At 45.7% G+C, this 26177-nt stretch carries 22 protein-coding genes; 9 read left to right on the forward strand and 13 right to left on the reverse strand.

All coding sequences use genetic code 11. From position 1 onward, the window contains the following. Nucleotides 1-318: 318 nt before the first annotated feature. On the forward strand, nucleotides 319-1704 hold the full coding sequence (locus IPJ71_06405; GenBank protein MBK7843315.1) for a radical SAM protein: 1386 nt from the start codon (nucleotides 319-321) through the stop codon (nucleotides 1702-1704). A gap of 472 nt (nucleotides 1705-2176) precedes the next feature. Here IPJ71_06405 and IPJ71_06410 read toward each other — a convergent pair whose 3' ends face one another. Both IPJ71_06410 and IPJ71_06415 read right to left on the reverse strand, forming a co-directional pair. Then, on the reverse strand, nucleotides 2177-3763 hold the full coding sequence (locus IPJ71_06410) for a GMC family oxidoreductase (protein ID MBK7843316.1): 1587 nt from the start codon (nucleotides 3761-3763) through the stop codon (nucleotides 2177-2179). Between the two features lie 143 nt (nucleotides 3764-3906). After that, nucleotides 3907-6477, reverse strand: a complete 2571-nt coding sequence (locus IPJ71_06415) for an erythromycin esterase family protein (GenBank protein MBK7843317.1) — start codon at nucleotides 6475-6477, stop codon at nucleotides 3907-3909. Between the two features lie 340 nt (nucleotides 6478-6817). On the opposite strand from IPJ71_06415, the gene IPJ71_06420 reads away from it, so the two are divergent. Genes IPJ71_06420 through IPJ71_06430 form a run of 3 tightly spaced genes read left to right on the forward strand, consistent with a single transcriptional unit; the run spans nucleotide 6818 to nucleotide 9528 of the window. Beyond that, nucleotides 6818-7327 (forward strand): hypothetical protein, encoded by a 510-nt coding sequence (locus tag IPJ71_06420; protein ID MBK7843318.1) that lies wholly within the window; start codon nucleotides 6818-6820, stop codon nucleotides 7325-7327. 51 nt (nucleotides 7328-7378) lie between these two features. Further along, entirely contained in the window at nucleotides 7379-8101 is a 723-nt protein-coding gene (locus IPJ71_06425) for a lytic polysaccharide monooxygenase (GenBank protein ID MBK7843319.1), read from the forward strand. Nucleotides 8102-8148: 47 nt separating this feature from the next. Then, nucleotides 8149-9528 (forward strand): TIGR01777 family protein, encoded by a 1380-nt coding sequence (locus tag IPJ71_06430; GenBank protein ID MBK7843320.1) that lies wholly within the window; start codon nucleotides 8149-8151, stop codon nucleotides 9526-9528. 99 nt (nucleotides 9529-9627) lie between these two features. On the opposite strand, the gene IPJ71_06435 is transcribed toward IPJ71_06430, so the two are convergent. After that, nucleotides 9628-9780: a hypothetical protein gene (locus IPJ71_06435; GenBank protein ID MBK7843321.1), complete on the reverse strand. Its 153-nt coding sequence runs from the start codon at nucleotides 9778-9780 to the stop codon at nucleotides 9628-9630. A gap of 40 nt (nucleotides 9781-9820) precedes the next feature. Here IPJ71_06435 and IPJ71_06440 point away from each other — a divergent pair, with 40 nt between their 5' ends. Together IPJ71_06440 and IPJ71_06445 are read left to right on the forward strand one after the other, a co-directional pair. Next, complete coding sequence (locus IPJ71_06440; GenBank protein MBK7843322.1) at nucleotides 9821-10741, forward strand: AraC family transcriptional regulator; 921 nt, start codon at nucleotides 9821-9823, stop codon at nucleotides 10739-10741. A gap of 71 nt (nucleotides 10742-10812) precedes the next feature. Then, nucleotides 10813-11055 (forward strand): response regulator, encoded by a 243-nt coding sequence (locus IPJ71_06445; protein ID MBK7843323.1) that lies wholly within the window; start codon nucleotides 10813-10815, stop codon nucleotides 11053-11055. A 177-nt stretch (nucleotides 11056-11232) separates the two neighbouring features. Here IPJ71_06445 and IPJ71_06450 read toward each other — a convergent pair whose 3' ends face one another. The 4 genes from IPJ71_06450 to ahpC form a co-directional block, all read right to left on the reverse strand. Beyond that, nucleotides 11233-11514 (reverse strand): hypothetical protein, encoded by a 282-nt coding sequence (locus IPJ71_06450; protein MBK7843324.1) that lies wholly within the window; start codon nucleotides 11512-11514, stop codon nucleotides 11233-11235. After that, the gene (locus tag IPJ71_06455; protein MBK7843325.1) at nucleotides 11511-12338 is read right to left on the reverse strand and encodes a prohibitin family protein; all 828 of its coding nucleotides are present in this window, start codon (nucleotides 12336-12338) and stop codon (nucleotides 11511-11513) included. Before IPJ71_06455 ends, IPJ71_06450 begins: the two co-directional genes overlap by 4 nt. 163 nt (nucleotides 12339-12501) lie before the next feature. Continuing rightward, entirely contained in the window at nucleotides 12502-14067 is a 1566-nt protein-coding gene (ahpF, locus tag IPJ71_06460) for an alkyl hydroperoxide reductase subunit F (GenBank protein MBK7843326.1), read from the reverse strand. Between the two features lie 67 nt (nucleotides 14068-14134). Then, the gene (gene ahpC, locus IPJ71_06465; protein ID MBK7843327.1) at nucleotides 14135-14701 is read right to left on the reverse strand and encodes a peroxiredoxin; all 567 of its coding nucleotides are present in this window, start codon (nucleotides 14699-14701) and stop codon (nucleotides 14135-14137) included. Nucleotides 14702-14891: 190 nt separating this feature from the next. Between ahpC and IPJ71_06470 the strand changes: the two genes are divergently transcribed. Then, a complete protein-coding gene (locus IPJ71_06470; GenBank protein ID MBK7843328.1) occupies nucleotides 14892-15854 on the forward strand; it encodes a hydrogen peroxide-inducible genes activator in 963 nt (320 codons plus the stop codon). 40 nt (nucleotides 15855-15894) lie between these two features. Here IPJ71_06470 and IPJ71_06475 read toward each other — a convergent pair whose 3' ends face one another. From IPJ71_06475 to IPJ71_06485, 3 genes are all read right to left on the reverse strand, one after another. Next, on the reverse strand, nucleotides 15895-16833 hold the full coding sequence (locus IPJ71_06475; protein MBK7843329.1) for a hypothetical protein: 939 nt from the start codon (nucleotides 16831-16833) through the stop codon (nucleotides 15895-15897). Nucleotides 16834-17101: 268 nt separating this feature from the next. Then, on the reverse strand, nucleotides 17102-18418 hold the full coding sequence (locus tag IPJ71_06480; protein ID MBK7843330.1) for an immunoglobulin domain-containing protein: 1317 nt from the start codon (nucleotides 18416-18418) through the stop codon (nucleotides 17102-17104). Between the two features lie 169 nt (nucleotides 18419-18587). Beyond that, nucleotides 18588-19379: a hypothetical protein gene (locus IPJ71_06485; protein ID MBK7843331.1), complete on the reverse strand. Its 792-nt coding sequence runs from the start codon at nucleotides 19377-19379 to the stop codon at nucleotides 18588-18590. Between the two features lie 261 nt (nucleotides 19380-19640). Between IPJ71_06485 and IPJ71_06490 the strand changes: the two genes are divergently transcribed. Continuing rightward, nucleotides 19641-20543, forward strand: a complete 903-nt coding sequence (locus IPJ71_06490) for a hypothetical protein (protein MBK7843332.1) — start codon at nucleotides 19641-19643, stop codon at nucleotides 20541-20543. A gap of 46 nt (nucleotides 20544-20589) precedes the next feature. Continuing rightward, nucleotides 20590-21540, forward strand: a complete 951-nt coding sequence (locus IPJ71_06495) for a pyridoxal-phosphate dependent enzyme (GenBank protein ID MBK7843333.1) — start codon at nucleotides 20590-20592, stop codon at nucleotides 21538-21540. Between the two features lie 48 nt (nucleotides 21541-21588). On the opposite strand, the gene IPJ71_06500 is transcribed toward IPJ71_06495, so the two are convergent. The 3 genes from IPJ71_06500 to IPJ71_06510 all read right to left on the reverse strand — a co-directional run bounded on the left by IPJ71_06500 (nucleotide 21589) and on the right by IPJ71_06510 (nucleotide 26109). Then, entirely contained in the window at nucleotides 21589-23313 is a 1725-nt protein-coding gene (locus tag IPJ71_06500) for a protease-like activity factor CPAF (protein MBK7843334.1), read from the reverse strand. 157 nt (nucleotides 23314-23470) lie between these two features. Beyond that, nucleotides 23471-25126 (reverse strand): S8 family serine peptidase, encoded by a 1656-nt coding sequence (locus IPJ71_06505; GenBank protein ID MBK7843335.1) that lies wholly within the window; start codon nucleotides 25124-25126, stop codon nucleotides 23471-23473. 215 nt (nucleotides 25127-25341) lie between these two features. Continuing rightward, nucleotides 25342-26109, reverse strand: a complete 768-nt coding sequence (locus IPJ71_06510; protein ID MBK7843336.1) for a hypothetical protein — start codon at nucleotides 26107-26109, stop codon at nucleotides 25342-25344. Between the last annotated feature and the right edge of the window lie 68 nt (nucleotides 26110-26177).

The raw sequence follows: 26177 nt of genomic DNA on the forward strand, positions 1-26177 counted from the left end.
GCAAAAACGCATATCGCTGATCACTACTCTGCACTTGAGATCGTTTTAATTGCTCACGCTTGTTATAGGAATATGCTATTCAAAGTTTGTGCCCTTGGCTTCTTTCCGTGTCGAGGAAATACGTAAACACGAAGTTGCGTAGTCAATTGTAGTCACTCACATCACGATCCCAGTAAAATCAATGGCTTAGAGCGCCCCGCACAACCCCATCCAATTTAACCCGCTTTGTGCGGGTTTTTTTGTGCCTTCGATTAGATTTCATTGACTTTTTATTGGGCAAACCTGCAACTTGAAATTTGCAATAGGTGGGATTACTCGATGGCATCAAGCAGTTTGGTTTCAAAAGGTCTGATTTCGCTCGTCCATTTACCTCAGTGGTGCGTTGAACAGCCACCACTCGGAATCGCGTACTTGACTGGGTTTCTAGAAGCAAAAGGCTACCGCGTTCGTCAGGTCGATTACTCCGTTCGACTTTTTGCCGAATTGCCGGACGAGCAAAAGCATTTTCTTGATTCACACTTTCATCTGAACTGGATTCATGAACACAATTACCGAACGAAGGTGGTCCCGGTGATTGAGGCATGGCTTCAGCGCTGGGCTGAGGAGTTAGCGGCGACGGCCGATAGAATCGTTGGATTTACTGTTTTGACGACGTCAATGCTCTGCACCCTTGATGTGGTGGCGCGACTCAAGAAACTTCGGCCAGATTTGACGATTGTTTTGGGCGGACCACACTGCACACGTTATGAGGGTGGACCCGAGATGATCAAACACCCAGACGTGGACATGGTCGTTCCTGATGAGGGTGAAGAAACCTTTCATGATTATCTCCAAGCCATTGACGAAGGGCGACCCCTTGATAGCGTTAAGGGACTGCTCTTTAAGAGAGAAGGTCAGGTAATTGACACCGGAACGCGAGATTTGATTAAAGATATTAACGCACTTCCGATCCCCGTTTTCTCTGGATTTGATTTGCATCAGTACCGCTCACTCAGCCTGCCGCTCTTGGGAAGCCGTGGTTGCATTTATCGATGCAGTTTCTGTTCTGAGACTGTGTTGTGGAAGAAATTCCGCTATCGCTCTGGCGACAATATGTTCCTTGAATTCAAGCAGCACAGCGAGAACCTAGGGGTGCACGGATTTTATATTGTTGATTCGCTTATCAACGGCAACTTACGTGAGCTTGAGCGAATGTGTGATTTAATTATCGAATCGGGTTTGAAGGTTTGGTGGAGTGGAAAGGCCTCGTTCCGTCGGCATATGACCAAAGAGCTCTTAATGAAGATGGCAAAGGCAGGGTGTTTTGGTTTGGACTACGGACTTGAAAGCGGTTCACCGAAGGTCATTTCTGATATGAAGAAGGGTTTTGAAATTCCGGTCGCAGAACGCCTGATTCGCGAAACCAATGAGGTTGGAATTAAGGTGGGACTTTTCCTGCTTGCTGGATTTCCTACCGAGACTGAAGATAACTTCCAAGAGACACTCGATTCTTTGAAAGCTCAGGAATCTCATATCGATCATGTGACTGCTGGCTACGGCATGGGACTGCAAGCCGGCTCTGATGTGCAATTGCACCAAGAACAATATGGCATCTACTGGAAGGGCAATGATTGGTACTCGGAACACACGACTCCTGAAATTCGTCGGGATCGGGTCGAGCGCCTCCATAAGTACTGCAGCACCCTCAAATTCGGAGTCATGTGATGGCCCGAGTTTTCATTGAGGCACACATTTGAGAGGCGTCCCTGAAGCTCACCACGAATCTCCGCCACAATTAGATACTTGGATGGCTCTCTCAAAATCAACTCTTGTGTCCCAATTCGGCCCGCCTCTCTATTTGAAAGTTCAAATCAATCAGAAAAATTTGCTCTTGTATCCAATTTGATAAAGGACATTCTTAAATCGCCCCCGCTTTTGTCCGATAAGAACACAATGGTACTTGAACCACTCCCCCATGGCTATTGAACTCTCTTGGATTGCAGGCGGAGGCCTGACCTCAACCTATCTTATCAACTACCAAGTGGGGACAATTGCTCCCACTCATTGGGGTTCGGGTGATCTGGTCGACCGATAAAGAAATTGAGCCCAACTTATTGAAACTCGCTTAACATTTAGAAAGAACTATACAAAATACTTTGAACACGGCTAGGTTAGCCACATCAATTCATTGATTTTTTCATGGCTTGCGGGATCGCCACCCAGAATCAGGCACGAGCGACATCGCGTATTCTGAAATAGCAGTAATCGATAAACTGGGATTGACTCCTAGGTTGGCAGAAATCACCGATGCATCTAGCACATAAAAATTATCATAGCCATTGAGCTGAAACTTGTCGTTGATCACGCCAGTTTCTATTTCAGATCCCATCGGACAGCCTCCCAATATATGTGCGGTGGAGGGCAAATTATAGAACACCTCGTGAATGGCGTTCACGGAAAGTCCATTCACCTTTCTCGAAAATCTATGCATGACCTCTTGACCAACCTCGATATAAGTGGGAACAGCCAGACCTTTAGCCTCTCGCATTTTCATATTCCAACCAAAAATTGACTTTTCTAGAACCATTTTCATCGAGCTATCAATTGTCTGCATCACTAAAAAGAATACAGATGTTTCTGCAAATCTCCGAACGAAAAAATACCTCATCGCAGAGAGGGGGTTTGATAAAATCTGCGCCAAACATTTTAAGATTCGGACTGGAGCCGGCCCAGGTCCTGCGGCCAACACCCCTAGACGACCCATCAAACCGCTGCCGTTAGGATATTTGCAAATCTCAATAAATGTTTTGTCGTCGGGGTGAAAGACAGAGGAGATCGCCACGCCATTGTTCAGCTTACGATCAGCCAATGCTGTCCCACACAAAGACTCAGAATTGGTTCGAAGATCTCCACCCAAATGATCTGAAACTTTTGGCAGCGTTTGAAACTTATATTTTTGCTCTAACAATATCTTCATCGTTCCTAAAACGCCAGCTGAGAGAACAACACCTTTACTGCGAAAAATATCCGTCTTCCAAATTTTCCAACTGGTGCTTTTTCGAGTGTGAATCCAGTATTCATCGCCTTTAATCTCAATTTTAGTCACCAAAGTTTCAGCTCTGATTTGACAACCCTTCTTCTGTGCCAAATAAAGATAATTCAAATCCAAAGTGTTCTTGGCCAAATGCTGGCATCCTACCATGCAGCCCGCACATTGGGTGCAGGGCTTTCGCAATGGACCTTCGCCATCAAAATAGGGGTCAACTTGCTCATTTGATTCTGAAAAATAGACTCCGACCTCGACCGGAGCAAACGTGTGTCCCATTCCCAAATCTGTGGCGACTTCATGAAATATTTGATCTTCGACGTGCAACTTCGGAACAGGAACGGTTCCCAACATCTTTCTTGCCAAGGCAAAAAATGGCTTTAATTTTTCCTCCCAATCTCCGAATCGCACCCAAGAACCTTGTCGAAAAAACTCTTTATCGGGATACATATGGGTGTTGGCGTAAACAAGACTACCTCCCCCAACCCCAACTCCGCTCAAAATAAAAGCTTTGTTAAAAAAGTGAATTTGCTGAATCCCAAAGCATTTTAAGAGTGGCCACCAGAGATATTTTTTAATATGCCAATTGCTCTTTGCGAAATCCTCGGCCCTAAATCGTTTCCCCTTTTCCAAAACGAGAACAGAATATTTTTTTTCAATGAGTCTCAGTGAGCTCACACTCCCACCAAAGCCAGAGCCTATCACTATGTAATCAAAAATCGGATGACTATCGGCCATAGAGATTATTAAATCCCCTCACCCGATAGAAGATCAAGGCCTAAAATGTACAGGGTTTTACCCAACAAGCAGATAAAACCATATTGACCCATAACTGCAAAGCCCGCGTTAGTCCACGCAAAGACCAAGGATTTCCAAAACCCTCACCGTCCCGTCGGCCACGTTTCAGGAAGCAGTCCCTTTTCGTAAGCAACAGGCAAGGCCCTGAGCGGGCTTGTCCTATCAACGAACACAAAGGCATCATAACGATGAGAGAGCTCCGTCGGAACATAGTTTCTGCCATGAGATTCAAAAACGGGTTGATAAACAACCCCTACCGCTCGATGGCCTTTGCGTAAACTCAACGAGTCTTCACCGTTCATCACAACGTAAAATTGAGGGGCCTCTATTTGCTCAGATGCTTTGTGAAAGTAATCTTCATAGCTGCTGTTTACAGCTGGAGGAAGTTTCATGATTTCAGGTTTGGCTTCCCAAGCTCGCCCCGCCAAAACCTCTCCCTGATAGGTTCCAAAGCCTATCAATACCACGTTATCCATCCCATATCTCTCTCTGGCGAGCCCACCCAAATTGACGTATCCCTCTCTAACCATATCGGTTGCATGATAGTCGCCTATGTGAGTGTTATGGGCCCAAACAATGGCCTTCGCTCCTTCGCCGTGATAGCGCAAAAGCGCGTCCAAAGAATCCATCATGTGTTCATCACGAATATTCCAGGACTCAGCTCCCCCAATCATCATGGCCCGATAGTATTTTTCCGCGTTACGAACTATTTTGGCATTTTGCTGAACATCAAAAAGTTCATGTTCATATAGACGAGTTTCTTCAAGTCGAAGTCGTAAAATATCACGCAAACTCCGAGTTATTTCCTTTTCGCATCCTGCCGGCCACTTCATCAGGGATTTGGCATATTCCTTTTCATTTCGGCTATAAAAGTCGAAACAAGAATAGGATTCCAAAACACGCTTTTCCAATTCCGGGTCGAGTCTTTTTGCATGGGATCTGACTCGATCTAGAGACTCATAAAGTGAATAAACGTCAAGACCATAAAATCCTGCGCCACGACCCCTCATCCATTCAACCAGATCAGCCACTTGTTCATTAGCCCACATCCAAGTGGGCCACCTGTTAAAATCATGCATGACTTCCTCAGCACTTTTTCCGGCTCGTAGCTGAACATATTGATTGAGGCGATAGCAATCCGGCCAGTCTCCTTCAACGGCTACGAAACTGAAGCCATAATCTTCTATTAAATTTTGCGAAATAACTTTTCTAATTTGATAAAACTCCTCTGTGCCGTGGGTGGACTCACCGAGCATGACCACTCTGGCCTGGCTTATTTTTCTTAGGAGTGGGTGATAGCTTTCCTCCGAGGTTATGGAATGAGCCAGACTTGAAATCTTTTGCACGACAGCTTCATGAGGTTTTGCGGTGAGGTCGATACTTTCTTTGGTCAAAGTATTTAAAAACCAATCTCCCGCGTATTCGACGACCTCATCAATGGCCCCCGGCTCATCAAATAAATGCGTCGCCCCAGGAACAATGACCAACTCGCAATGCTTCAGATGTCTCTTGGCTTGTTGATTTAACTCAATAACAGCAAAATCACTTCCGCCGACGATAAGAAGTGTTGGACACTGAACCTGGCCTAAGGCTTCTTCTGCCAAATCAGGCCTGCCACCACGACTCACCACCGAAGAAATACTCCTCTCCTTGGAAGCCGCAACAAGAGCTGCGGCCGCCCCAGTGCTCGCACCAAAATAACCGATTGAAAGCGACTTCAATGTGGCATTATTTTGAATCCACTGAGTGGCGATTTGAAGCCTTTCACTCAACAGCGGAATGTTAAACACCTGAGACCGATCCTCCGCCTCTTTAAAGGTTAAAAGATCAAAAAGAAGAGTGGCGAAGCCCAATTTATTGAGGGCCTTTGCGACAAACTGGTTGCGTGGGCTTTTATGGGAACTGCCGCTTCCATGGGCGAAGATCACAACCCCCTTTGGTTCTCTGGGAACCGAGAGGTCACCAGACAGACTGAATTTTTGAACGGGAATCTTAACGGTCTTAGAACTTTCTTCTGCCTGAATCTTCCCAGCCAGAATATTGGTAACAACCTCATCAGTGACCTGTGTGAAATCTTCGTACCACTGCCCCACCGAAAAAAACGGCTCTGGAATTTGCAACACGACAATTTGGTCAACCTTGGTCTTAAACGAATCCACTGCGGATCGAGAAGCCACAGGCGCAGCGATTATGATCTTCTTGACTTCCCTGCGTTTTAAAAATTCAACGGCTGCATGCATGGTCATCCCCGTAGCCAAACCATCGTCTACCAGAATGATCGTTTTGCCCTTTACGGCTAACGGAGCACGTCCATTGCGCCATTTGCTTGTTTGCTCCATGATTTTCTTTCGGGTCTTCTCAGCCAAATCGTGAAGTTTCCTCTTTTCAAGACCAAGGAAAGAGATGGATTCTTGATTCCAAATTGGATGTTCGTCCTCAGATACTGCACCAATTGCAAATTCGGGCTGATCAGGCGCCCCAATTTTTTTAACTAACAAGACATCCAAAGGAAGTTTGAGTTCTTTTGCAATCTCCCAAGCGAGTGGGACACCCCCTCTTGGAAGTGCAAGAATGGATGCCTTTTTCCAATCTGCGTCTTTAAGTTTTTCAGCTAGTAACTGACCAGCAGTTTCGCGATCTTTTAAATTCTTCATAGACCACCCCGGTATCCCTTAATTCAAACACGCCGCCATCAACTCAAGGAGCAGATTTCATGCCATCAGCAAGTGCGGTAAATTCGTTCCCTATTCGATCTGAGGAACATCAAAGGATGCGGTGCGGGACATTTTGAGCAATTGAAAGTGGATCGAGTCCCAAAATGAATTCATTTATTGAATTGATGTAGTGATTTCGCATTCCCATTTTCCTTTTTTTATAAAACTCGTACCACCGCAGGCAATCATTCATTTTTGCTGTTCCAATCTGAGACAAAAATGGCAAGCCTCTTTGGCGGATTCTTATTACTGTGCGAGAATGTCAGGATGAGGGTCGTTCATGACGAAGGTATCTAGATGGCTGATTCTGATTGTAACAACAATTCCAATGCTTCTCAGTTTTCAGAATTGCGGAGATAGATATTTACCCAAGGTTCACATCGCTTCGCAAAAATCGGATATCAAGTTTTCAAAATTGAATGCTGTCAGAAAAGTCGAGGCCAATTGCCTTTCAGGCTCTTCCTACCTGTGTCGAATCAATCGTTATTCTCCAGGACTTGCCGATGGCCGCCGTGTCAATCACGTTTGTGTTTCAGTAGAGAATAATGAAGTTTGCGTTGATGGAGATGACTGGAGTTATGATTCGTCTGAGGCCCTCCAATTTTGTCCAGATTGCTCCGCTGCCGATGGCCTTCCTGGAGGACGATATGATTACGCAGAGATTGCCTGTTCCTTTGGAGATGAGGCGAAAATCTATTCGCGCGCAGAAAGCTCCGAGGCGAAGATCGAAGAGTACTTGAAAACGTCCGTAGAGCTGTGTCTATTTGAGGCAAGGCAACAAATACGTTAATTGTTGAGGTAAATACTTGAGCATTTGCCAGGAAACGACGAAGAGGCTATTGTGAGACTATTGTTATTTTTCTTTCTCTTCGCTCTTGCTCCCATCGACAGTCACGCACATGTGGCTCTGACATCTCCCACTCCACGACCCGGCACCACAGATAGCACGAAGACAGCTAACTCTACAACCAATCCCTGTGGCGGCGTTAACAGAGGGGCAAATTCAGTTACATTTGCGGCAGGATCTAATTTGACATTCTCATGGAGAGAAACAATCGAGCACCCTGGAAGATTCTTGGTGCAGTTCTCACCGGCGAATGATCAGTCCTTTGAACTTCCTGCCAACGAACTCTTTCGCAAAGAGGACACAGAGACCAGGGGAACCCATTCAGCGACCGTAAAGCTGCCAAATACAGCCTGCGAAGCCTGCACACTCAGGTTGGTTCAAGTAATGGATGACCAACCCGGAGAACTCTACGTCAATTGCGTGGACATTCGCTTGACCTCTTCATCTGAAACGGCTCCACCCAATTCGGGATCGCCAGAAAACACAAGCCAGGCCTCACAGGGGGGAAGCGATGGTGGAAAGACTAAAATGCCGGCTGGTTGCGCGCTCGCCTCGGGGCGACTCAATCAAATTGGAGACAATCGGCCAACCGGTGGGGGGCATTTCGGAAACCCATCTTGCGGCCTCATCACTCTTATGTTATGGACTTTGCCACTCCTCGCCTTGCTGATGCTGAAGGTGCAATCAAGAAGATTTCGATTCACACGTCAGCAGTAATACCGACTCTTGCACTTCAAAAAATATAAGAGTATGTAGTATGACTAATGAAAATTGGAAAACGGGTTCTCATCACCGGAGCCACTGGATTAGTCGGAGTCGAGCTTTCCAAGGCCTTGATTGCCGCGGGATATGATTTGGTTATTCTTGGACGGCGACAGGAAATGGAATTTAGGCAGTCCTTTACTCTGCCTTGCGAATACCATGTTTGGAACGATTCCTCTCTCACTTTACCTCCCAAGGAAGCACTCAATGTTGATTACGCCATCAACTTGATGGGCGAATCCATAGCCAAAGGACGGTGGACAAAATCACAAATGAAGCGAATTTGGGATTCAAGAGTCCCTTCAACGAAAAATCTCGTGACTGCACTCAACCAGCACACACCTCATCTATCAGCTTTCATCTCGGCTTCTGCGATTGGCTTTTATGGCGATCGGGGCGACGAAATCTTGTCAGAAAGCACTGGGCCTGCAGATGATTTTATGGCCCGCCTTTGCGTCGATTGGGAGGCGGCTTCAAGAAAAATTCAATCTCGTTGCGTTCAAATTCGCATTGGTCTCGTGTTGTCCAATAGGGGCGGAGCTTTGGCCCAATTGGCTCCCCTATTTGAGAATAATCTGGGAACAACAATCTCTGACGGGCAACATTGGCTCAGTTGGATTCACATCGACGATCTCGTAAATATTATTCTCTTCGCTTTAATAAATGAAGAAGCGAGAGGACCAATCAACGCTGTAAGTCCCAATCCTGTGACCAACGCAGAATTCACGAAAGAGCTTGCGCGTGCCTTAAAGACAAAGGCCCTTTTTAAAGCACCCTCATTTGCCCTTAAATTGGTTCTTGGTGAAATGGCCAAAGTCATACTTAGCAGTCAGAAGCTAACACCATCAGTCCTTACGAGCTTTGGATTCACGTTTGAATTTCCAGAAATCGCCGATGCACTCCAAAATTTGTACAGCTGGAAGCGTTCAAGGCATGATCGTTTGTTTCAGGCAGAACAATGGGTCCCAAAGTCCAGGGAGTTTGTCTTTGGTTTTTTTGCGGACGAGAGAAATCTGGAAGAATTGACTCCAGACTTCTTGGATTTTCATATTGTCGGAAAAACAACTGAGCAAATTTCAGAAGGAACTCAAATCGAATACAGGTTAAAAATACACGGAGTTTCAACTCGGTGGAAAGCCCAAATCACCTCTTGGCGTTTTGGGGAAGAGTTCAAGGATATCCAGATTGTGGGCCCATATAAGGTCTGGGAGCACAGGCATATGTTTTTTGATTTAGCCGGGGGCACTCTATTGAAAGATCAGGTTGTGTATCAGCTTCCGTTGGCGAAGATTGGCGGAAATATTTTAGGACCCCTCATAGCGCGAGATATTGTGAGAATATTTGAGTTTAGGAAGTTAAAAATAATTGAAAGTTTCAGATAGGTTTGATAGTTCAGATTCTGACCCGGACATTTCCGGCGTCTGTTCCCAAAAAAAATCGAATGGTGTGGCGAACTTCACTTTTTTGGAGACGAATGCCCACTAGGTTTGAGATACTCCTGCCATGAGCTCCGCCGACCAATTGTTTACCTTACTGTCGTTGTTTCTTTCCGCAGTTTTGATTCTGGTCCTTACTGCCGTACTGATCGGATCAAAGGTCCCACGGCTTTCCACAACTCTTTTGCTCTCGCTCATTTGCTGCCGATTCCTTTCCCAGCTTTCGATCACTATGTATGTGAATGAACCTCTTATTCTTCTGTGGCCAAGTCTTTATCGATCAGCCTATCCATTTGAATTGTCTTCCCCACCATTACTTTATCTTTATGTTTGCTCGCTAACTAAAAGTGCTTTTCGATTGAAGGACATTCATTGGTATCATGGCATTCCATTTCTCATCGGTTTGGCTTGGTACTTATTTGGCACTCTTATTCCACTTCAATTATCTCTTGATAAGTATCTCAGATACTTTGTCGGATTTATCCTGATGATTCCCTATTTGTGGAATACGAGGCAACTGATCACTGAAGTCAAAAATCAAGCAAAAAATCAAAGATCCAGTCTTGTTGAATTGCATTTACCATGGCTATATTTTTTGCTGAACGTCTGCTATCTCTCAACATTGCTCACTTTTTTTGATCTCTTGACGGGACCAGATATTCAACTCTGGATATACGGCGGAGGAATAACCAATCTCGCCCTTTTGGGTCTCACATACTATGGGCTTAAAGCCTCAGACTTTTTCGAGCTTGATGTCAAACCACCTCCTCACGACACTACTCAACTTAATTTAGAGGAGTTGACGTCACTGAGCTCAGCTCTGCTTAAGCTCTTAAAGGAAAACCATCTTTATCTCACGCCGCAGATTCGACTGGCCGATATCGCCTCCAGAATGGGAATAAAAAGCTACAAACTGTCTCAAGTGATCAATCAAGGGTTGAATACCAATTTCTATGACCTCATCAATGGCATGCGCATTGAGCATGCATTGCGTTTGATGCATGATCCAACGAATGACCATTTAAATCTACTCGGAATTTCCATGGATTGCGGATTTAATTCCAAATCGGTTTTTAATGACTATTTTAGGCGAAAAACGGGAATTACCCCTTCCAAATTTCGTCAGCTGAGGTCAAATTTGCCTGAATCCTTGAGTTAAGGCGACCGGACTGCCCAATACCGACGACTGCTACGAAAAAATTCATATACTGCCTTCACTAGGAGGCTAATGTGAAGACAGAAACTCAACACAAAATTCTACTGGTGGATGATGATCATCTGTTTTGTGAGATGGCTTCAGACCTGATTTTCCATTTTATTGGAGCCAGAGTGAGAGTGGCCCACAATGGAGCTGAAGCAGAGGACATCGTCAAAGATTGGTGCGCAGACGTAGTTATCACCGATACCAACATGCCAATTAAAAATGGAGTAGAACTCATTCGACAGGTACATTCAAATTACCCCAAATTGTGATATTTTCATTCTTTAACGGACTTAATGGCTCGTCAATCACCGCCAAAGATATCGAAGCACTTGGAGCCTTTATGGTTTTGAGTAAGTTCGAACTCTGCTCGCGATTACTGCCAGCACTGAAGCAAATTATTGACCTATAAAACAGATCTCATCACAACGAAACTTTCTCGCCTCCTACTATTTTGATTCGTCTGGAGTATTTGTCACGCTATGTGTGACGTCGCGGATGTGCTGGGCACCGAAGGATTGACTGTCACTTTGCTCCCTCGATAATTGCCTCCTTGATTTTACGACTCTCCATCCCGCAATGAACGCTGGCAAGAGAATCCACCAGTATCCACGAATTGCCAGAACGAGAAATTGAATCAATCGAAGAATAAGAGGAAAAAATCGAACGGAAATAAAAACAACCAAAGCCAATATCGCATATCGATAAATTCCGCTCCCTAGAGATTTCATCTGGATTTAAGCCCTTCTACAGGAAGTAAAATATTGGCCCCACTGCCCCCACCAACAACAAGAGGAGAAATTCCGTTCCATTTCTCAACGATCTGCAGTTGAACAAGCCCCGGATTTTCTTGGACGGCGCGCCCGCGAACCCGAATTGCCTCCGCCTCACCTTTTGCACGAATAACCGCCGTCTGAGCTTCAATCTCCGTCTTTACTTGAGTAAACTTCGCCTTTGCTGCCTCTTGCTCCTGAACCATTTTTGCTTCAATTGCCGTCTCAAGTTCTTTAGAAAGCGCCACATTCTGGATAACCACGTCCTCTATGACCAGGAGATCTCCCACTTTCTTTCGAGCGCCTTCAAGAGTTCTGGCCTTAATCTCCTCTCGCTTCTTCACAATCTGCTCGGCACTCTGCAAGGCGGTCACTTCCTTGAGCGCTTCGCTCACTCGAGGCGATATCAAACTATCGAAAGGATCGCCGTAGTAGTCACGAAAGACAGTCACTACCCCATTCTCAGGAATACGATAGAGAATCCTCAACTCGACATTGATCTGCTGAAGGTCAGATGAGTAGCATTCCGACTTCGCACTCACCGATTGCTGACGCACAGAAACCGGCATGACTGTCGTGACAAATGGAAGTTTAAATCCAAACCCCTCTGGAGCAAACACGGGAGAAACCTTTCCCATGGTAATCAGAATCCCTCGATGCCCCGGAGGAATGATAAATGTTCCGCTGATCATCAAAACAATCAGAACAACCAGAATAACAACAAGTTTAAATGAACCCAAATTGCCCTTTATGTTTCGATAGAACTCTTCTGCTGGATCCATGAAATTCCTCCGCTAATCAGTTGAAATGCATTCATAGACCATACTACAACGAAGAGGCAACAAGTTCTCTCTGATTGCTCATTCCTTCCAGGTTTTACTTACGTCACTGTCTATTTCAGTGTTTATAGTACCGGTTATTTTACTGGTTATTTTACTGTTCATCTCACTGTTTATGAATTCGATCTTCGTAGGCCGCCAGTGCCGTTTTGGCTCCCTCTCCCATGGCAATGATAATTTGCTTGTAGGGAGTTGTCGTCACATCTCCGGCAGCATAGATTCCAGGTACCGAAGTGCGACCCTTGCCATCTACGATCACTTCACCAAATTTGCTCAATTCTACCACATCTTTTAAAAACGCACTGTTCGGAACCAAGCCAATCTGAATAAAAATGCCATCAAGATCAATTTTCATCATCTCGTCTGATTTTCTATCCAAATATTCCATCGAATGCACTTTTTGGCCATCTCCCAAAATTTGATGGGACTTGGCATTGGTTATCACAGATACGTTAGGAAGGGATTTTAATTTTTCGATCAAAATATTGTCTGCTTTTAACTGGTCCATGTACTCTACCAATACGACTTCGCGCACGATTCCTGCAAGATCAATTGCAGCTTCAACTCCTGAATTACCCCCTCCGATAACAGCAACCTTTTTGCCCTTATAGAAGGGGCCGTCACAGTGAGGACAGAAAGCAACTCCTCGCCCAAGGTATTCTCGCTCTCCTGGTATGCCGAGCTCTCGCCATTTTGCCCCGGTCGCAACTATCACCGAATCACTTGAGAGAGTCTCGCCACTCTCTAATTGGATTTCCCTTTTCTCATTACTTTTAAGACCTCGAATTTTTCTATTCTCGAAAACTTGGATGGGATAAGAGGCCACATGTTGATTTAAATTTGCGGCCAATTGGGGACCTTCCGTATACGGAATCGATATGAGATTTTCAATCCCTTTGGTTTCCTGGACCTGACCGCCAAATTTGTCTGCTATTAAAGCTGTTTTAAGACCTTTTCGCACACTGTAAATGGCCGCGGAAACTCCCGCCGGACCTCCTCCGATCACAGTCATATCAAAGTGACCCAAATCCAAGTCGACGGACTCCTCTGCCGCCTCACTTATTCCAAATTCCTTCTCAAGTTTGGTTAACAAATCCAAAAGGCCAATTCTGCCTGAATGAATCAGTTTTCCATTGGATACAAGACTCGGAACTCCCTGAATGCCAATCGCATCGATCTCATCTTGAGCATAGGCACCATCTATGATTTCGTGACGAAAGTTCCCATGCAGCAGAGACATTTGATTGAGCGCCTGCACCACATCGGGACAATTTTCGCATGTCAGAGAAATATAGGACTTGATTGAAATAGGTCCCTTCAGTTTCTTAATTCGCTTGATCAAGATTGAATCTGGAAATTTCCCTTTCCCGTCGGCATTTAATATGGCCAGAACGAGAGTGCTGAACTCGTGACCGCCGGGAATCCCCCTAAAAGAAATTCCCGTGCGGTTTCCCTTATATGCCAGATGAAACTGTGGAACTCTGGACTGTCGTCCATCAGAGGGGACGCTTAGCTGAGACGAGACATTTGAACTGGTCGCAGCAACCCCATCCAGTAACTCAATCAATTGAGCCTGATCCTGATGAGAACTTGGCTCATACATGAGTTCCACCGATCCCTCAAGATCTGAAAAAAGGGATTTCAACTGCTCATTCAACTGGGTCTCTAACATAAGCGCCTCCTTCTCAGGCTCACTCAAACACCATTTGTCGTCATCTGTTCCAATTTTTCGAATCTATTTAGATTTTTCCAACGAGATTTAAGCCAGGCTTTAACGTTTTATCTCCGGGCTGCCACTTTGCTGGACAAACTTCGCCAGGATGACTTGCAACATACAAGGCCGCTCGAGTTTTTCTGACCAACTCATCAGCATTTCGACCGATACCGTTGTCTTGGACTTCCGCAAGCTTAATGTTTCCGTCTGGATCTACGAGAAATGTCCCACGATAGGCCAAACCAGCTTCTTCAATGTGCACGCCAAAGGCACGTGAAAGGTGACCTGTCGGATCAGCTAACATAGGGTATTTGATCTTTTTGATCGTTTCCGAAGCATCGTGCCAGGCCTTGTGAACAAAATGCGTATCAGTGCTGACCGAATAGACTTCTACACCCATCTCTTTTAATTGGCTGTATTTGTCAGCTAAATCGCCCAATTCGGTCGGACACACAAAAGTGAAATCAGCTGGGTAGAAAAAAAATATCGACCACTTACCAGTGAGATCAGCTTTGCTCACTGTTTTAAAACTATCATTGTGATAGGCTTGGACTGTGAAATCCGGAATTTTTGTATTGATTAGTGTGTTCATATTATCTCCTCTTTTGTCGTTTGTGGGCTCTGCACCCGATTTCATCTTTTTTCACAGTAAGCCAAAATCATGTGATTTGTAAAATCGATAAAATATATTTATTGATCGATTTTATCGATCGTGTTAAAAAAAGGGAAATAGAGGCTCCAAATAATTCTAGAACGTGCCAAATTGTCACAAGGAGTTATTCATCAAGTCAAAACTCAACTTTTCTTTGACGCAGCTCGAATATGTTCTTGCAGTTCATAGACTTGGACACTTTGGAAAAGCGGCAGAGGCTTGCCATGTCACTCAATCAACTCTCAGCATGCAAATTCAAAAGCTGGAGGAAGAGTTTGGGGTTGGCTTATTTGACAGAAGTTTAAAGCCATGTCTCCTCACTGAATCTGGAGAAAAACTCATTGAACAAATACAAACTGTTCTTTTTGAAGCAAGAAAGATCGTGGATTTAATCGGCTCGAGCCAAGCAGGTGCAACGAAGGGAAGCCTCAGTATTGGAATTATACCAACGGTGGCACCCTATCTTTTGCCACGTCTGTTGCCAACATTGGAAAAAAATTTTCCACATCTGGAGCTGCAAATTTCAGAGATGCAAACTCACCGCATAATCGAAGAGTTGGAACGCGACAGTCTCGACGTTGGCTTGCTCGCAACTCCCCTTGAAATATCAAAAATTCACGAGCAAATACTCTATTACGAGCCATTTTATGTCCTTTGTGGAAATAGCCACGAACTTAGTCAACGAAAACGAATCCGACAGGCAGAACTGAAGCTAAAAGATATCTGGTTACTCGCAGAGGGACACTGTTTGCGCAATCAAATTTTAGATGTCTGCACAATTAAGCAAGAAAGGGGATTCCGAATGAAGTACCGATTTGAAAGTGGAAGTCTTGAAACCCTGAAGCAATTGGTCGACTCCTATGGAGGATATACTTTGCTCCCCTTTCTCGCAACAGAATCAATTGGGCAAAATTCTCGAGTTATCCCCTTTGAACGCCCCATTCCTGCACGGGAAATCGGACTTGTCTATCGGCGGCAACACTACAAGACAAGCCTCATCGGATCCCTTACCAAAGGGATCTCTGATTGCCTTCCTTCCGATTTGAGAAAAATGCGTCAGAAGGATTTAGATGTCTTGCCCGTCGATCAGTAGGTAAATTGACGTAATCAATCACAGAAACTTTTCCCAGAAATCAATTGCACTGACTAAGAGTGACCGACGACACCGAAGCATCTGTATCCGTAAAATTCGCCTCTCCACAGGTTGTGGTGAAAGACAAACTCACCGTGCCACTCCGGCTACCCTCCAAGGTCGAAGACACCGACCCCGAGGTTGGATAACAGCAAGTTGAGGCCCTCCAAGTAACTGTGGTAAATGTGTGGGTCGCCTTATATTCGGCAAGGTTGTGATAATGAACACTTGTTCCAGAAACAACTCGATTGCCACCGCTCCTCGTCCCGGTAACTGTTAAACCAGATGACGTCAATGTGTGATTAAACCACGTACGCCCTCTTGGACCTACGAGAACCTTGTGAAGGCCATTGATGACCACAGTGCGAGTTCCACCACTATTTGAAATCGTGATTCCCGTGCCGGGAATAGAGGTGCCGTCATAGGTCGTGTGGGCGACTGTATCTGTAGTTAAAGTCGCTCCTGATGCAAAGGTCAAAACCTGACCTGAAGGTGATGTGCGAGTGACCGAGGTCCCGTTGGTCAAAGCAGTTGGCTGACTGCCATCACTGCAGAATCCTGCTGACCAAGCTTCGCTCCAGCCACCTGTGAGTGTCACAGTCCCAATTGTGCAGCCACCCCAAGAGATAGTGCTAACATTGCTGGAGCAAGTGCTTCTTGCCGCAGAAAATGTGCACGCGGACAATGGTCTCAACGCATCCTGAGGGTCAAGAAAATCCATCAATTGAAAATCGGTCGATAGTCCCTCTCCTGAAGTAAAGGAGGGAGAACTGGCACCTTCGGAGGCGGTCGATTGTTGTCCCGCCTCTGCCATCGCCGATTCAGAAATATTGGAGATCGCTTCGGCCCCGTCCGACGAGTCCGCCTCGTCCTTGGTACAGGAGAAGAGTGCAGTAATCATAAGCAAACAAGTAACTGCTCGAACAGAAGTTCTCACCATCTAAAAATCCTCACCGATTTATTAAAATTGTATAGGAATTATCTTCTGATCACTTTTGCGCATTCGCAAATTATTTTTGAAATTCAAGGCCTAAGGAGAGCTGAGCACTTGACTCTTTGAGAGCTGACATCCTTGGCTCTTGTTGACCACCTGGACTTTTGAAGACCACCCAGAACCCAGACCTTTCTTGAGTTCGGCTACCCCGAGAGGCCAACGAGAAAAATCTGAAATGTGGGAAAAGCGAGTGAGGTTCTTGGTTAAAATCTGATCACAAACAACGAGGGTCTTTATCGTAAACTTCGATCTCGCCGAATTGCAAATAAATGCCGCCCCCGCTGTCTGGTGACAATTCAATTGGGTTGATGAGAATACCAAAATAGCCGGATGTTCCAGCATAGCTCAGAGTGACTGGAGCACTTCCAGCGGGTTGAGTCGTATAAATGCCGAGTCTTTGCCAATTGTTAAATGTGTTATCCAGAGCACCGTAGATTTCATAACGAGCGGGAAAGCAATTTGGCTGCGTTCCATTTAAGCGGGGATATAATTTGACTGACTTCAAGTTTTTGGCTGCAGAAAATCGCGACTGAATCTGAAAGGCTCCTGGATTTGATCTCTCTGTCCTTGCCGAACTATACGCAGAATTGGGATTATTGTCGACGAGATTGCTAACTGGCCAACCAGCCAATACACTGTTAGCGATTGTATTGGAGGCGCCGAACTTGATCCCGGTGGCAACACAGTCCGTGACCGTGAGCTTAGCCGCACGACTAGATACACTTCCGACATTATTTTGAACAAGGACGCTATAAATGCCGGACATCGCTGGCGTCGCCCCGTACACCCTCAGTGTCGGTCCGGTTTCGTTTGCTATAGGAGCTCCCTGATAGTACCACTGATAAGTTGGGGCTGGATTTGCGGATACAGTGACCGCAAATGTGGCCGTCTGATTGGTATTGACAGTAACGTCACTTGGCTCTTGAGTCAGAATGGGCTGAAAGAAATTTGTCGCTGGGACGACACTCACAGCAATGGGGTTTGACAATTTTATCCCGCCGTACCCATCGGATATCGCTACGTGATAACTACCAGCTAAGCCAGGGTCAGTCGATGAAATACTCAATCCTGAATTTGTCTGCTGCGCAATTGACTGGGAATCTTTGTACCATTGATAGGTCAGCTGGTAGCCCTGAGCCAATACAGAGATCGTCAAGGGGCTCCCTTCTACAACTTGGATCGATGCTGGGCTCTGGGAAACTATTTTGATTTCCGAAGGACAAGGCGGATTGGTGCCTTTTCCACATACAGAAGACTGATCATTGCTTCCCCCTTTGAGGGAAGCATCCAAGGGTTTCGCACAAGAAAGGACAAACAATGACAATGACCCGATCGGAACAGCCATCGCAAGGGCTATCAATCGAATCAGACCAAGAATGAATTGAGTTGTTAAATTGGAGTGCAGACCCATTCCTTTCGTACTTTCCGTTGTGTTTGGCCTTGAGATTCTCAAAATATCCAATGCTTCAAGTTTGCCAAAACAAAATACCCTGCCTTCCAATGAGCAAATTTGGGCCCATTCAGAGCTCATATTAAATCATTGATTTTACGGGAGAAGGTAACCTCAACCGAGGCTGCCAATCGACGACAACCTAGCAAGCTGTTCAGGATTTTGACTCTTTTCGAGAATAACTTTGTTTCTAAATGAGACATATCATCCGGCCCCACCATTGGCCCCACCATAGGCCCTACCATTGGCCTTACCATTCAAGCAGCCACTTCTGGTAGGTCCCAGGCTCAGAGATCGACTCGATCATAAGTACCTGGTCTCGCGTTTCACCGTGGGGATGACAAACAATGTACACCCGCTTTCCATATCTTTCCAAGATGAGTTCAAAACTATTGCGAGGAATCCAATATGGCAGCTTTCCCTCGACCTGAATGGACTTCATAGAGACAGTAACAGTGTATGTAAGATGCTCGCTACCATCTATATTAATAATAACCTTATAGCGGCGCTTATACCGGGCAACTTCGCGTCTTTCTATCGTTTCTTGGTTGTCGACCTCGATCAATGACCCGACTTCAGTGCTTTCAGGAAATTCAAAAATATTTTCCCCAGGTATTTCAACTTTTCGCTCCCTTAAAATCGCCTCATTTTGAAAAGTGCCTGCCTCATCTTCTTTGTCTTCCAAAGTGTCGACTTGCGCCACAACTGTCTCCAAGGCTAAGGCCTCTTCATCCCCCTCACTCCCCTCTAGAGTTATCACTTGTTCACCATCCTCAGGATTTTCGACACTGCTCTCTTGATATCCTGGTGGCTTAGGGGGCACCACAGATTCTCGCGCTTTAGAAAGAGGTCGCATGGCGATAGCACAATCCGAAAGGGGAATCCAATCTTTGAACCCGCTTCGCCAGATCCAATACCCCGCGAGAGCCTCGGGTGCCATGATCTTGACAAAAGCACGGATCTGTAAAAGACTGAGTTCCTTGGTCAGACGCCTGATCGGAAGATAATACAGACACCATTCTCGATCATGAATCTCCTCCAACAACGGCCTCCTTTTTACTCTTAGTTGAAACCATACAATATATTCTGAGATACGATAGCACAAGGACCAAGCCCATCGCATACAAACGCACAAAAATGACATGAGGCCTTTAGAATCTTCTCACGGGGAACAAAATAGGGTCATGTTTCCATTTCTAGAATCCCTGCGGCGTGGCGTTGATTTGCAAGCATTAAGGGGTTGGTCGCCAATTGTGAAAGTGTTATTGTGGCTCGCCTTGGCAAACTTACCTACGGAGTCAAAATGAAATCACTGTGCGTTGCTATTGTTTTTATCCTGGTCATTTTCAATTCCGCATGGTCGGAAACGGTTTTTGTCGAACCGCTGGTAGGTTCGGGAGTAAGCGAAAGTGACCTGAAAACCATGAGTGAGCTTGTGCGAGTCTCCGCCTCTGAAATGGAGAACTATGAAGTCGTCGACACAGATCAGAATGGTGCTCAGATTACCTTAAAGGGAAAGGTTTTGAAGCTGGGAGAGTCGTACATCATCTCGCTGATGAAATACGTCAATGGACAAAAGGTTTTTGCCAGCAAAATGAAGGCAACTAACATGGAAGACATCGATAACGTGTCGTCGCGTCTTGTGCGTGCCGTCCTCACCGACGTACGCGTCGAGAAAGATGCCCGAGTCAGCGATCTCACTCAGACTGAGGCCAATGCGGGAACCCTGCGGAGAGAAGCCTTGAGACAGTGGGAAATTGGTTTCGGCCCCGCATTCCCAAGCGGGCTCAACTCGAGGGGAAGCGGAACCAACTGGCGATTTGGCTATGTTTGGGGAATTGATCCCCAAGTTGATTTGCGCTTTGGATGGGAATTTCTCAGCGTCAAAGACTATGGAGACGTCAACTATACAGATGCTCATATCGGACTCAATTATTATCTCAAAGACACAAATATCTCGCCCTACATAACTGGGGACGTCGGATATGGTGCGACAACTGCTCATCGAGATAACAACAACGCTTTTTTTGGCTCCAGTGACGACGCTTCGGGTTTCGTTCTCGGAATAGGAGGAGGAATCAAGTTTTTTCGAATCAGCAACGTCAACCTGGGCCTTCAACTTCGCTACTCACGGATTCTTGAAAAAACTAAACTCACCAAAGAAAGTCCCAGCGTGACAAACTTGAATCTTTCTGTTTATTTCTAGCTCCCAAGCCTATTGAAACTCTCTTTTGAACCGGAGGGACTCCTACATGTTGTTTGATAACGTTCTTGAAGCTATTGGACGAACCCCTTTGGTTCGACTCAATCGAATCACTTCATACTTAAAGTGCAATGTTTACGCAAAACTTGAATTTTTGAATCCTGGCGGATCGGTGAAAGATCGCATTGGATATCAGATGGTTCTCGACGCTGAAAAAAGCGGTAGAATAAAACCTGGGGATACGCTGATTGAAGCCACGAGTGGCAACACAGGCATCGGCATTGCCTTGGCAGGAGCTGTCAGGGGCTATAAGGTCATCATCACACTCCCTGAAAAAATGAGTCATGAGAAGGTTGTCACCCTGGCCGTATTGGGCGCAAAAATCATTCGTACCCCATCTCAGGCGGCTTCCGACGCACCTGAAAGTCACATAGGGGTCGCCAAGAAGTTGCAAAAAGAGATTCCGAACTCTCATATTCTTGACCAATACTCAAATCCCTCTAATTTTAATGCTCATTATCACGGTACTGCTCAAGAAATTCTCGATGATCTAAACGGTCAAGTGGACATGGTTGTCATGACAGCTGGAACGGGCGGCACAATCACGGGAGTTGCTAAGCGGCTGAAAGAGGCAAATCCAAATGTGAAGATCGTTGGCGTGGATCCCGTGGGTTCAATTCTGGCAGGCCCCGGCGAGCTCAAACCCTATTTGATCGAGGGCATTGGCTACGATTTCGTTCCCGAGGTCTTGCATCGTGAACTCGTTGATCTCTGGGTAAAATCAGAGGACAAGCCCTCGTTCCAATTGGCGCGTCGCTTGATTTGCGAGGAAGGTATCCTCTGCGGGGGATCCAGTGGGGCCGCTATGTTTGGAGTCTTGAAGGCGAGTGAATCCCTCAAAGAAAATCAAAATTGCGTTGTCATTATACCCGACGGTATCAGAAACTACATGACCAAATTCGTTGATGATAAGTGGATGAGGGAGCACGCTTTTCAGTAAACACGTGCAAAGCCTCATCCATCTTTTCCAAGACAATTATTGTCGTGCTTATTTTGCGACCAATAATTTTAGCTGCTCTAAGATTTTCTTTTTGTATGGCGCAAAACCATTCTTCATATCCTCAGCCGTCAGGGGATATTTCACGTCAGGTGTGACCCCCAGATTTTCGATTGGATTCAGGTCAACCCTTTCAGCAATGGATCCTGTGAATGAAAAACCGGCAACTCCCAAAAGATTGGGAAACTCAACCCCATTCACATAGCCTCCGGCCCCTGCCGTACGAACGCCCAGTAGGGTCGCACGGTGATTGTCTTGTAAAATAGCTGGAAAAAAATCACCTCCGGAAAAGTCAAATTCATTGATCAAGACAAGTATTGGCTTTGTGTAACTTCCTTCGGGATGAGGCATAATTTTGTCTATGCCCAAATAAAATGGTGAGCTCAAATGCACTCCCTGATTCCACTGCTCCACAATAAATTGCATGTATTCCTTAAAAAATTGGGAGAGCTGATAAGAAACGGGATATCCCCCTATGCTTGCTCCTAATACTTTTTTTGCTTCTTCTTCGTTTGATACTTTTTCGAGGCTCTTCAGGGTTTCCAGCGCATTTGCAACATCGGCTTGAGTAATGATCATTCGGTGCTTTGGAGTCAGCATCGGTTTGTTGGTCAGCATCGCCACCAAACTGTAAAGATAAAATACGGATCCACCAGGATTATTCAATTGGTCGATGACCATGGCATCTGTGCTTTCCTCCATCCGTTTAACGATGGATAGAAATTCCTTCACTTCATCATCTCCAGCCATGTATGAGGGAATGCGGACGTACCCGTAAATCCCCCCGCCCTCTGCTCTAAAGATGTAGGCGTGGAATTTATTTTCCTTTTCTGTCTGCCAAAATATCTGACCCAAAGAAGGAACAAAACTCTGCTTGGCTCCCAACATATGCGGATTTGTCTGATTCAAACTTTTTGAGGATCCGAGTCCCTTCAAAAAGGCGGGCACCATCTGCCAGCTGGCAAGAGAATGGGTTCCGCTAGGAGTCTCAAGGTTTTGAGAGTCCTGTGCTAAACTATTGTATTTGATTTTCTCTTCCTGATACTCCCAGGTCAGTTGATGAATGAGAGTCTGTACTTTTCCATCTTTATTTCGTGTCACTTCGAGTTCGACAGGCCCACGTGGAACCGCAATCCCTCTATTTGCCACGCGTCGGGTTAGGTACATCTCAGCAAGGACTTGGTCTGTTTCAAACACGTTTTGATCGATCTCTGTCAGGATTTGATTGCGTTCCTCGACAATCGGCTTGCCATTAAATCCCGTGATTTCATCCCCTACCAAAATGGGAAATGATTTCTCAGGAAGCTTATCTCGATCAATCCAAACGATAAAAAACTTCCCCTCGGCCGAGCGAATTTCGATTGGCAATGTGGCCCTTTCAGAGGCGTGAAACGAAATGCCAACATGATAATCTCTGGTGCTACCAACGAGTTTTCTTAAAATCCTTTGCGCACTCTTTATATTTAGATCGGAACCCAAACCAAGAACTGAAGCTCTCGCCTTATTCGCTTCATCCTCAATCCTCCACCCACTTTGCTTTGCCTTCCAATCCCGAGGCGCATAAGAAGAACTAAAAACGTTCTCGATAAACTCGATCGTACTTAACGTCTGCTTTTGATATATAGAGTCGGCGTGAAGCGCCTGCGACAAAACTGCGCTTAAAAAGAAAATCCCGGCCCCTATCTTTGATTTCCCATTCTTGATTGCCATTTCCATTTGCATAACTCCCCCAGAAGATAGTTGTGTTTGTCTCGCGAAGAAACAGTCAAAGTCCCCTCAATGTTGGCTTCTCATTTAAAAAGAGACAAAAAGTGGAAGCACAAAATCCTTTTCACGCTCCCACACAAAAACCACATCGACCCAACTAGAATCATCAAAACCCCGAACCCGTTGGCAAAAGAAATTCAATTCCCAGCGCCTTGTTGACCGCTGCTTGAGCGTCAATTAACCCAGATCCATTTTGATTGGCATCGTTCGGAGATAGCGCTTGAGCTGTCGACACGATAATCTCACGCACCTGATCGGGAGTGAGAGCTTTGTTAACCCCTCTTATAAGAGCCGCCACGCCCGCAACATGAGGAGAAGCCATAGATGTTCCCGCCATCTTTTCGAAATCGCTGGATCGAGAATGAAGGCTAACCGAGATAGGACCCTTTGCAGCAAGTTCAAGACCAGCTTCCTGCGTGATAGATGCGACAGGAATAGCAACACTGACTCCATCCCCTAGGCTCGCACCCAGAACTCCGGGTTGATTGTTATAAATGATAACACCAGTCGCTCCTGCTTGGAGGGCATTTTTCACTTTGTCTACAAAAGTAATTTCACCTCTCAAAATCAAAGCGATTTTGCCTTGTACAGAGAGACCACTGTAGTCTTCTGGTTTTCCAAGTCCAACAGGAATAAGTTCTCCAACCAATGGATCCACCTGAACGGCGGCACCCTGCACGGGCAAACTGTCAATGCGAACCATCCCCTGTCCATCACCAAGATCCACCTTCAGATCAGTTGTGACTCCTGATCCGCGCGGGACACTAGAGACAACGTTTACCCCTGGCGCCATCACATCTAATTCAGGACCCCAATTTGAAAAATCGGCTTTCACCAAATTTTCGTCAACCGCACCCACCGCAATATTTGAATCATAGGCCGCAGGAAAGGAAACCTGACCAACTCCGTCGTTTCCGGACGCACAAACCACAACAACACCCGCAAGTTTTGCTGCCTCATAAGCCCTCGCGCCAGCGGGCGAATCAAAAGGTCCGCCCAATGACAAGTTCATCACATCTACCTTTTCCTGTATGCCCCAGTTGATTCCACTCAAAATCGATATTGACGAGCACCCCTTTTTTGAGCAAACACGAGCAGATAAAAGCTGAGCCTCGGGGGCCACTCCGACCAAACCAGTCACTTTGCCATCCGCTAAGATCGTGCCCGCAACATGAGTTCCGTGGGAAATATTATCGTAGTAATCGTAGGGAGGCTCTGGCTCATCAACGTCAGAAAAATTCTGCCCTTTTTCAAACCGACTCGCAAGATCCGGATGGTCTCGATCTATTCCCGTGTCTAGAACTAACACTCTCGCTCCGCGGCCGGAATTAGCGCTGGTCCAAGCATCAGGTGCGCGAATGGCCTTTATCCCCCATGGTACTTCCACATGCTCCATCAATCCCGCAGTCATCACTGACTGAGGAAGGCCCTTGGGCGCTGGAATAAAAAATTCTTCTTCGATATCAGCAATTCCATGTTCGCCTTTGAGAGACACCAATGTCTGATCCGATTCGGACTCCACAACGACCATTTGGATTTTATCAAACAAGAGCTGAACACGAGCGCCCGATTGAGAAAACATCTGAAGCGCCGGAGAGTTGACTGGAACACCCAGTTGGGCCAGTTTGAGAGACTGATAGGCCAGAGGCGAGTCTATAGTAACAACAAAACGTTTTGCCGCGAAAGAAGTGGCCATCCCCCAAACTGCAAAGACCAAAACAAACAAACCTCTTAAGCCCCATTTCAACGCCGGAAGTGCCATAATCCCCCCCCCTTTTTTTAGAACTCGACCAACGGCCAGAATTCTTTGGTAATGAAAAATATTTATATAAGGATATATATTTTGCAAGAGATTTGGTTCCAAACTGGAACTTATTTTTTTATATCTGGTATCAAACAGTTTGTTGGATTCTTGAGATGGTCCGCCAGCGCGAAGAATTGTATTTCCGTTAATGATTCGATGGCTTGAAAAGCCTTTTAGCCACCATCTACATCCAATTCCAATTTGGAAATCTGAACCAAATACTCTGATTTCGTATCATCGCCGTCAGAGGACAACCACAAGGCCAACACCTCCTTGATCTCGGAAAACCGATGGTCCAACGCAAAATCACCGTCTTCAGGGAGGCGCCACAAAACTCTTTCTTCAATGAGGTCGCTGACTGGGTGTTTGCGATTTCTACCCAGAGAGCTGGCGATTTGAGTTGCCTTGAGAAAATAGATCTTGTCAATGCCTACCTCAGGAGGCGCAAGCTCATAGAGTTTAACAATCCAGTCCGCTGCCAACATTTTCTGGATAGGATTCAGCCTCTTTTGTCCTTTTAAGACAAATCCCACACGAACCTGATAATCGTCAGCCAACTGATCGCCCTGAGCAGTTCCTTTGGGAATATTAAGATGACCAGTCACCCGTCCCAAAATCCTCACTCCACGGACCTTTTGAACCTTCGGCAATGGATAAATCACCGGACTTGCAGACTGGCTGACTTTCATCTCAAGGCCGGAAGCGCTGAACATAACTTTGTTGCTAACAAGCTTTCGATATTTCAAAACCTGCCAGGCACCCTGCTCATTCAAAGGAATCATGAAACTAGCAAACAAAAAAAATGATGCAGCCAATGAACCGGCTTCAGACTTGGCACATTCACTTTTAATATCAATCACATCACTTATTTTGCCTCTAAGACGAGTATCCTTGGCACGAATTCTTGCCTTAAAAAGACTAAAAATTGAAAATGGAAACAAAGAATACCACCCTTTTAATTTGATGACAGGACTTCGGTGACTTCATATTCTAACTGCGGGGAGACCAC

Source organism: Bdellovibrionales bacterium (assembly GCA_016714165.1).
Classification (GTDB): Bacteria; Bdellovibrionota; Bdellovibrionia; order Bdellovibrionales; family UBA1609; genus JADJVA01.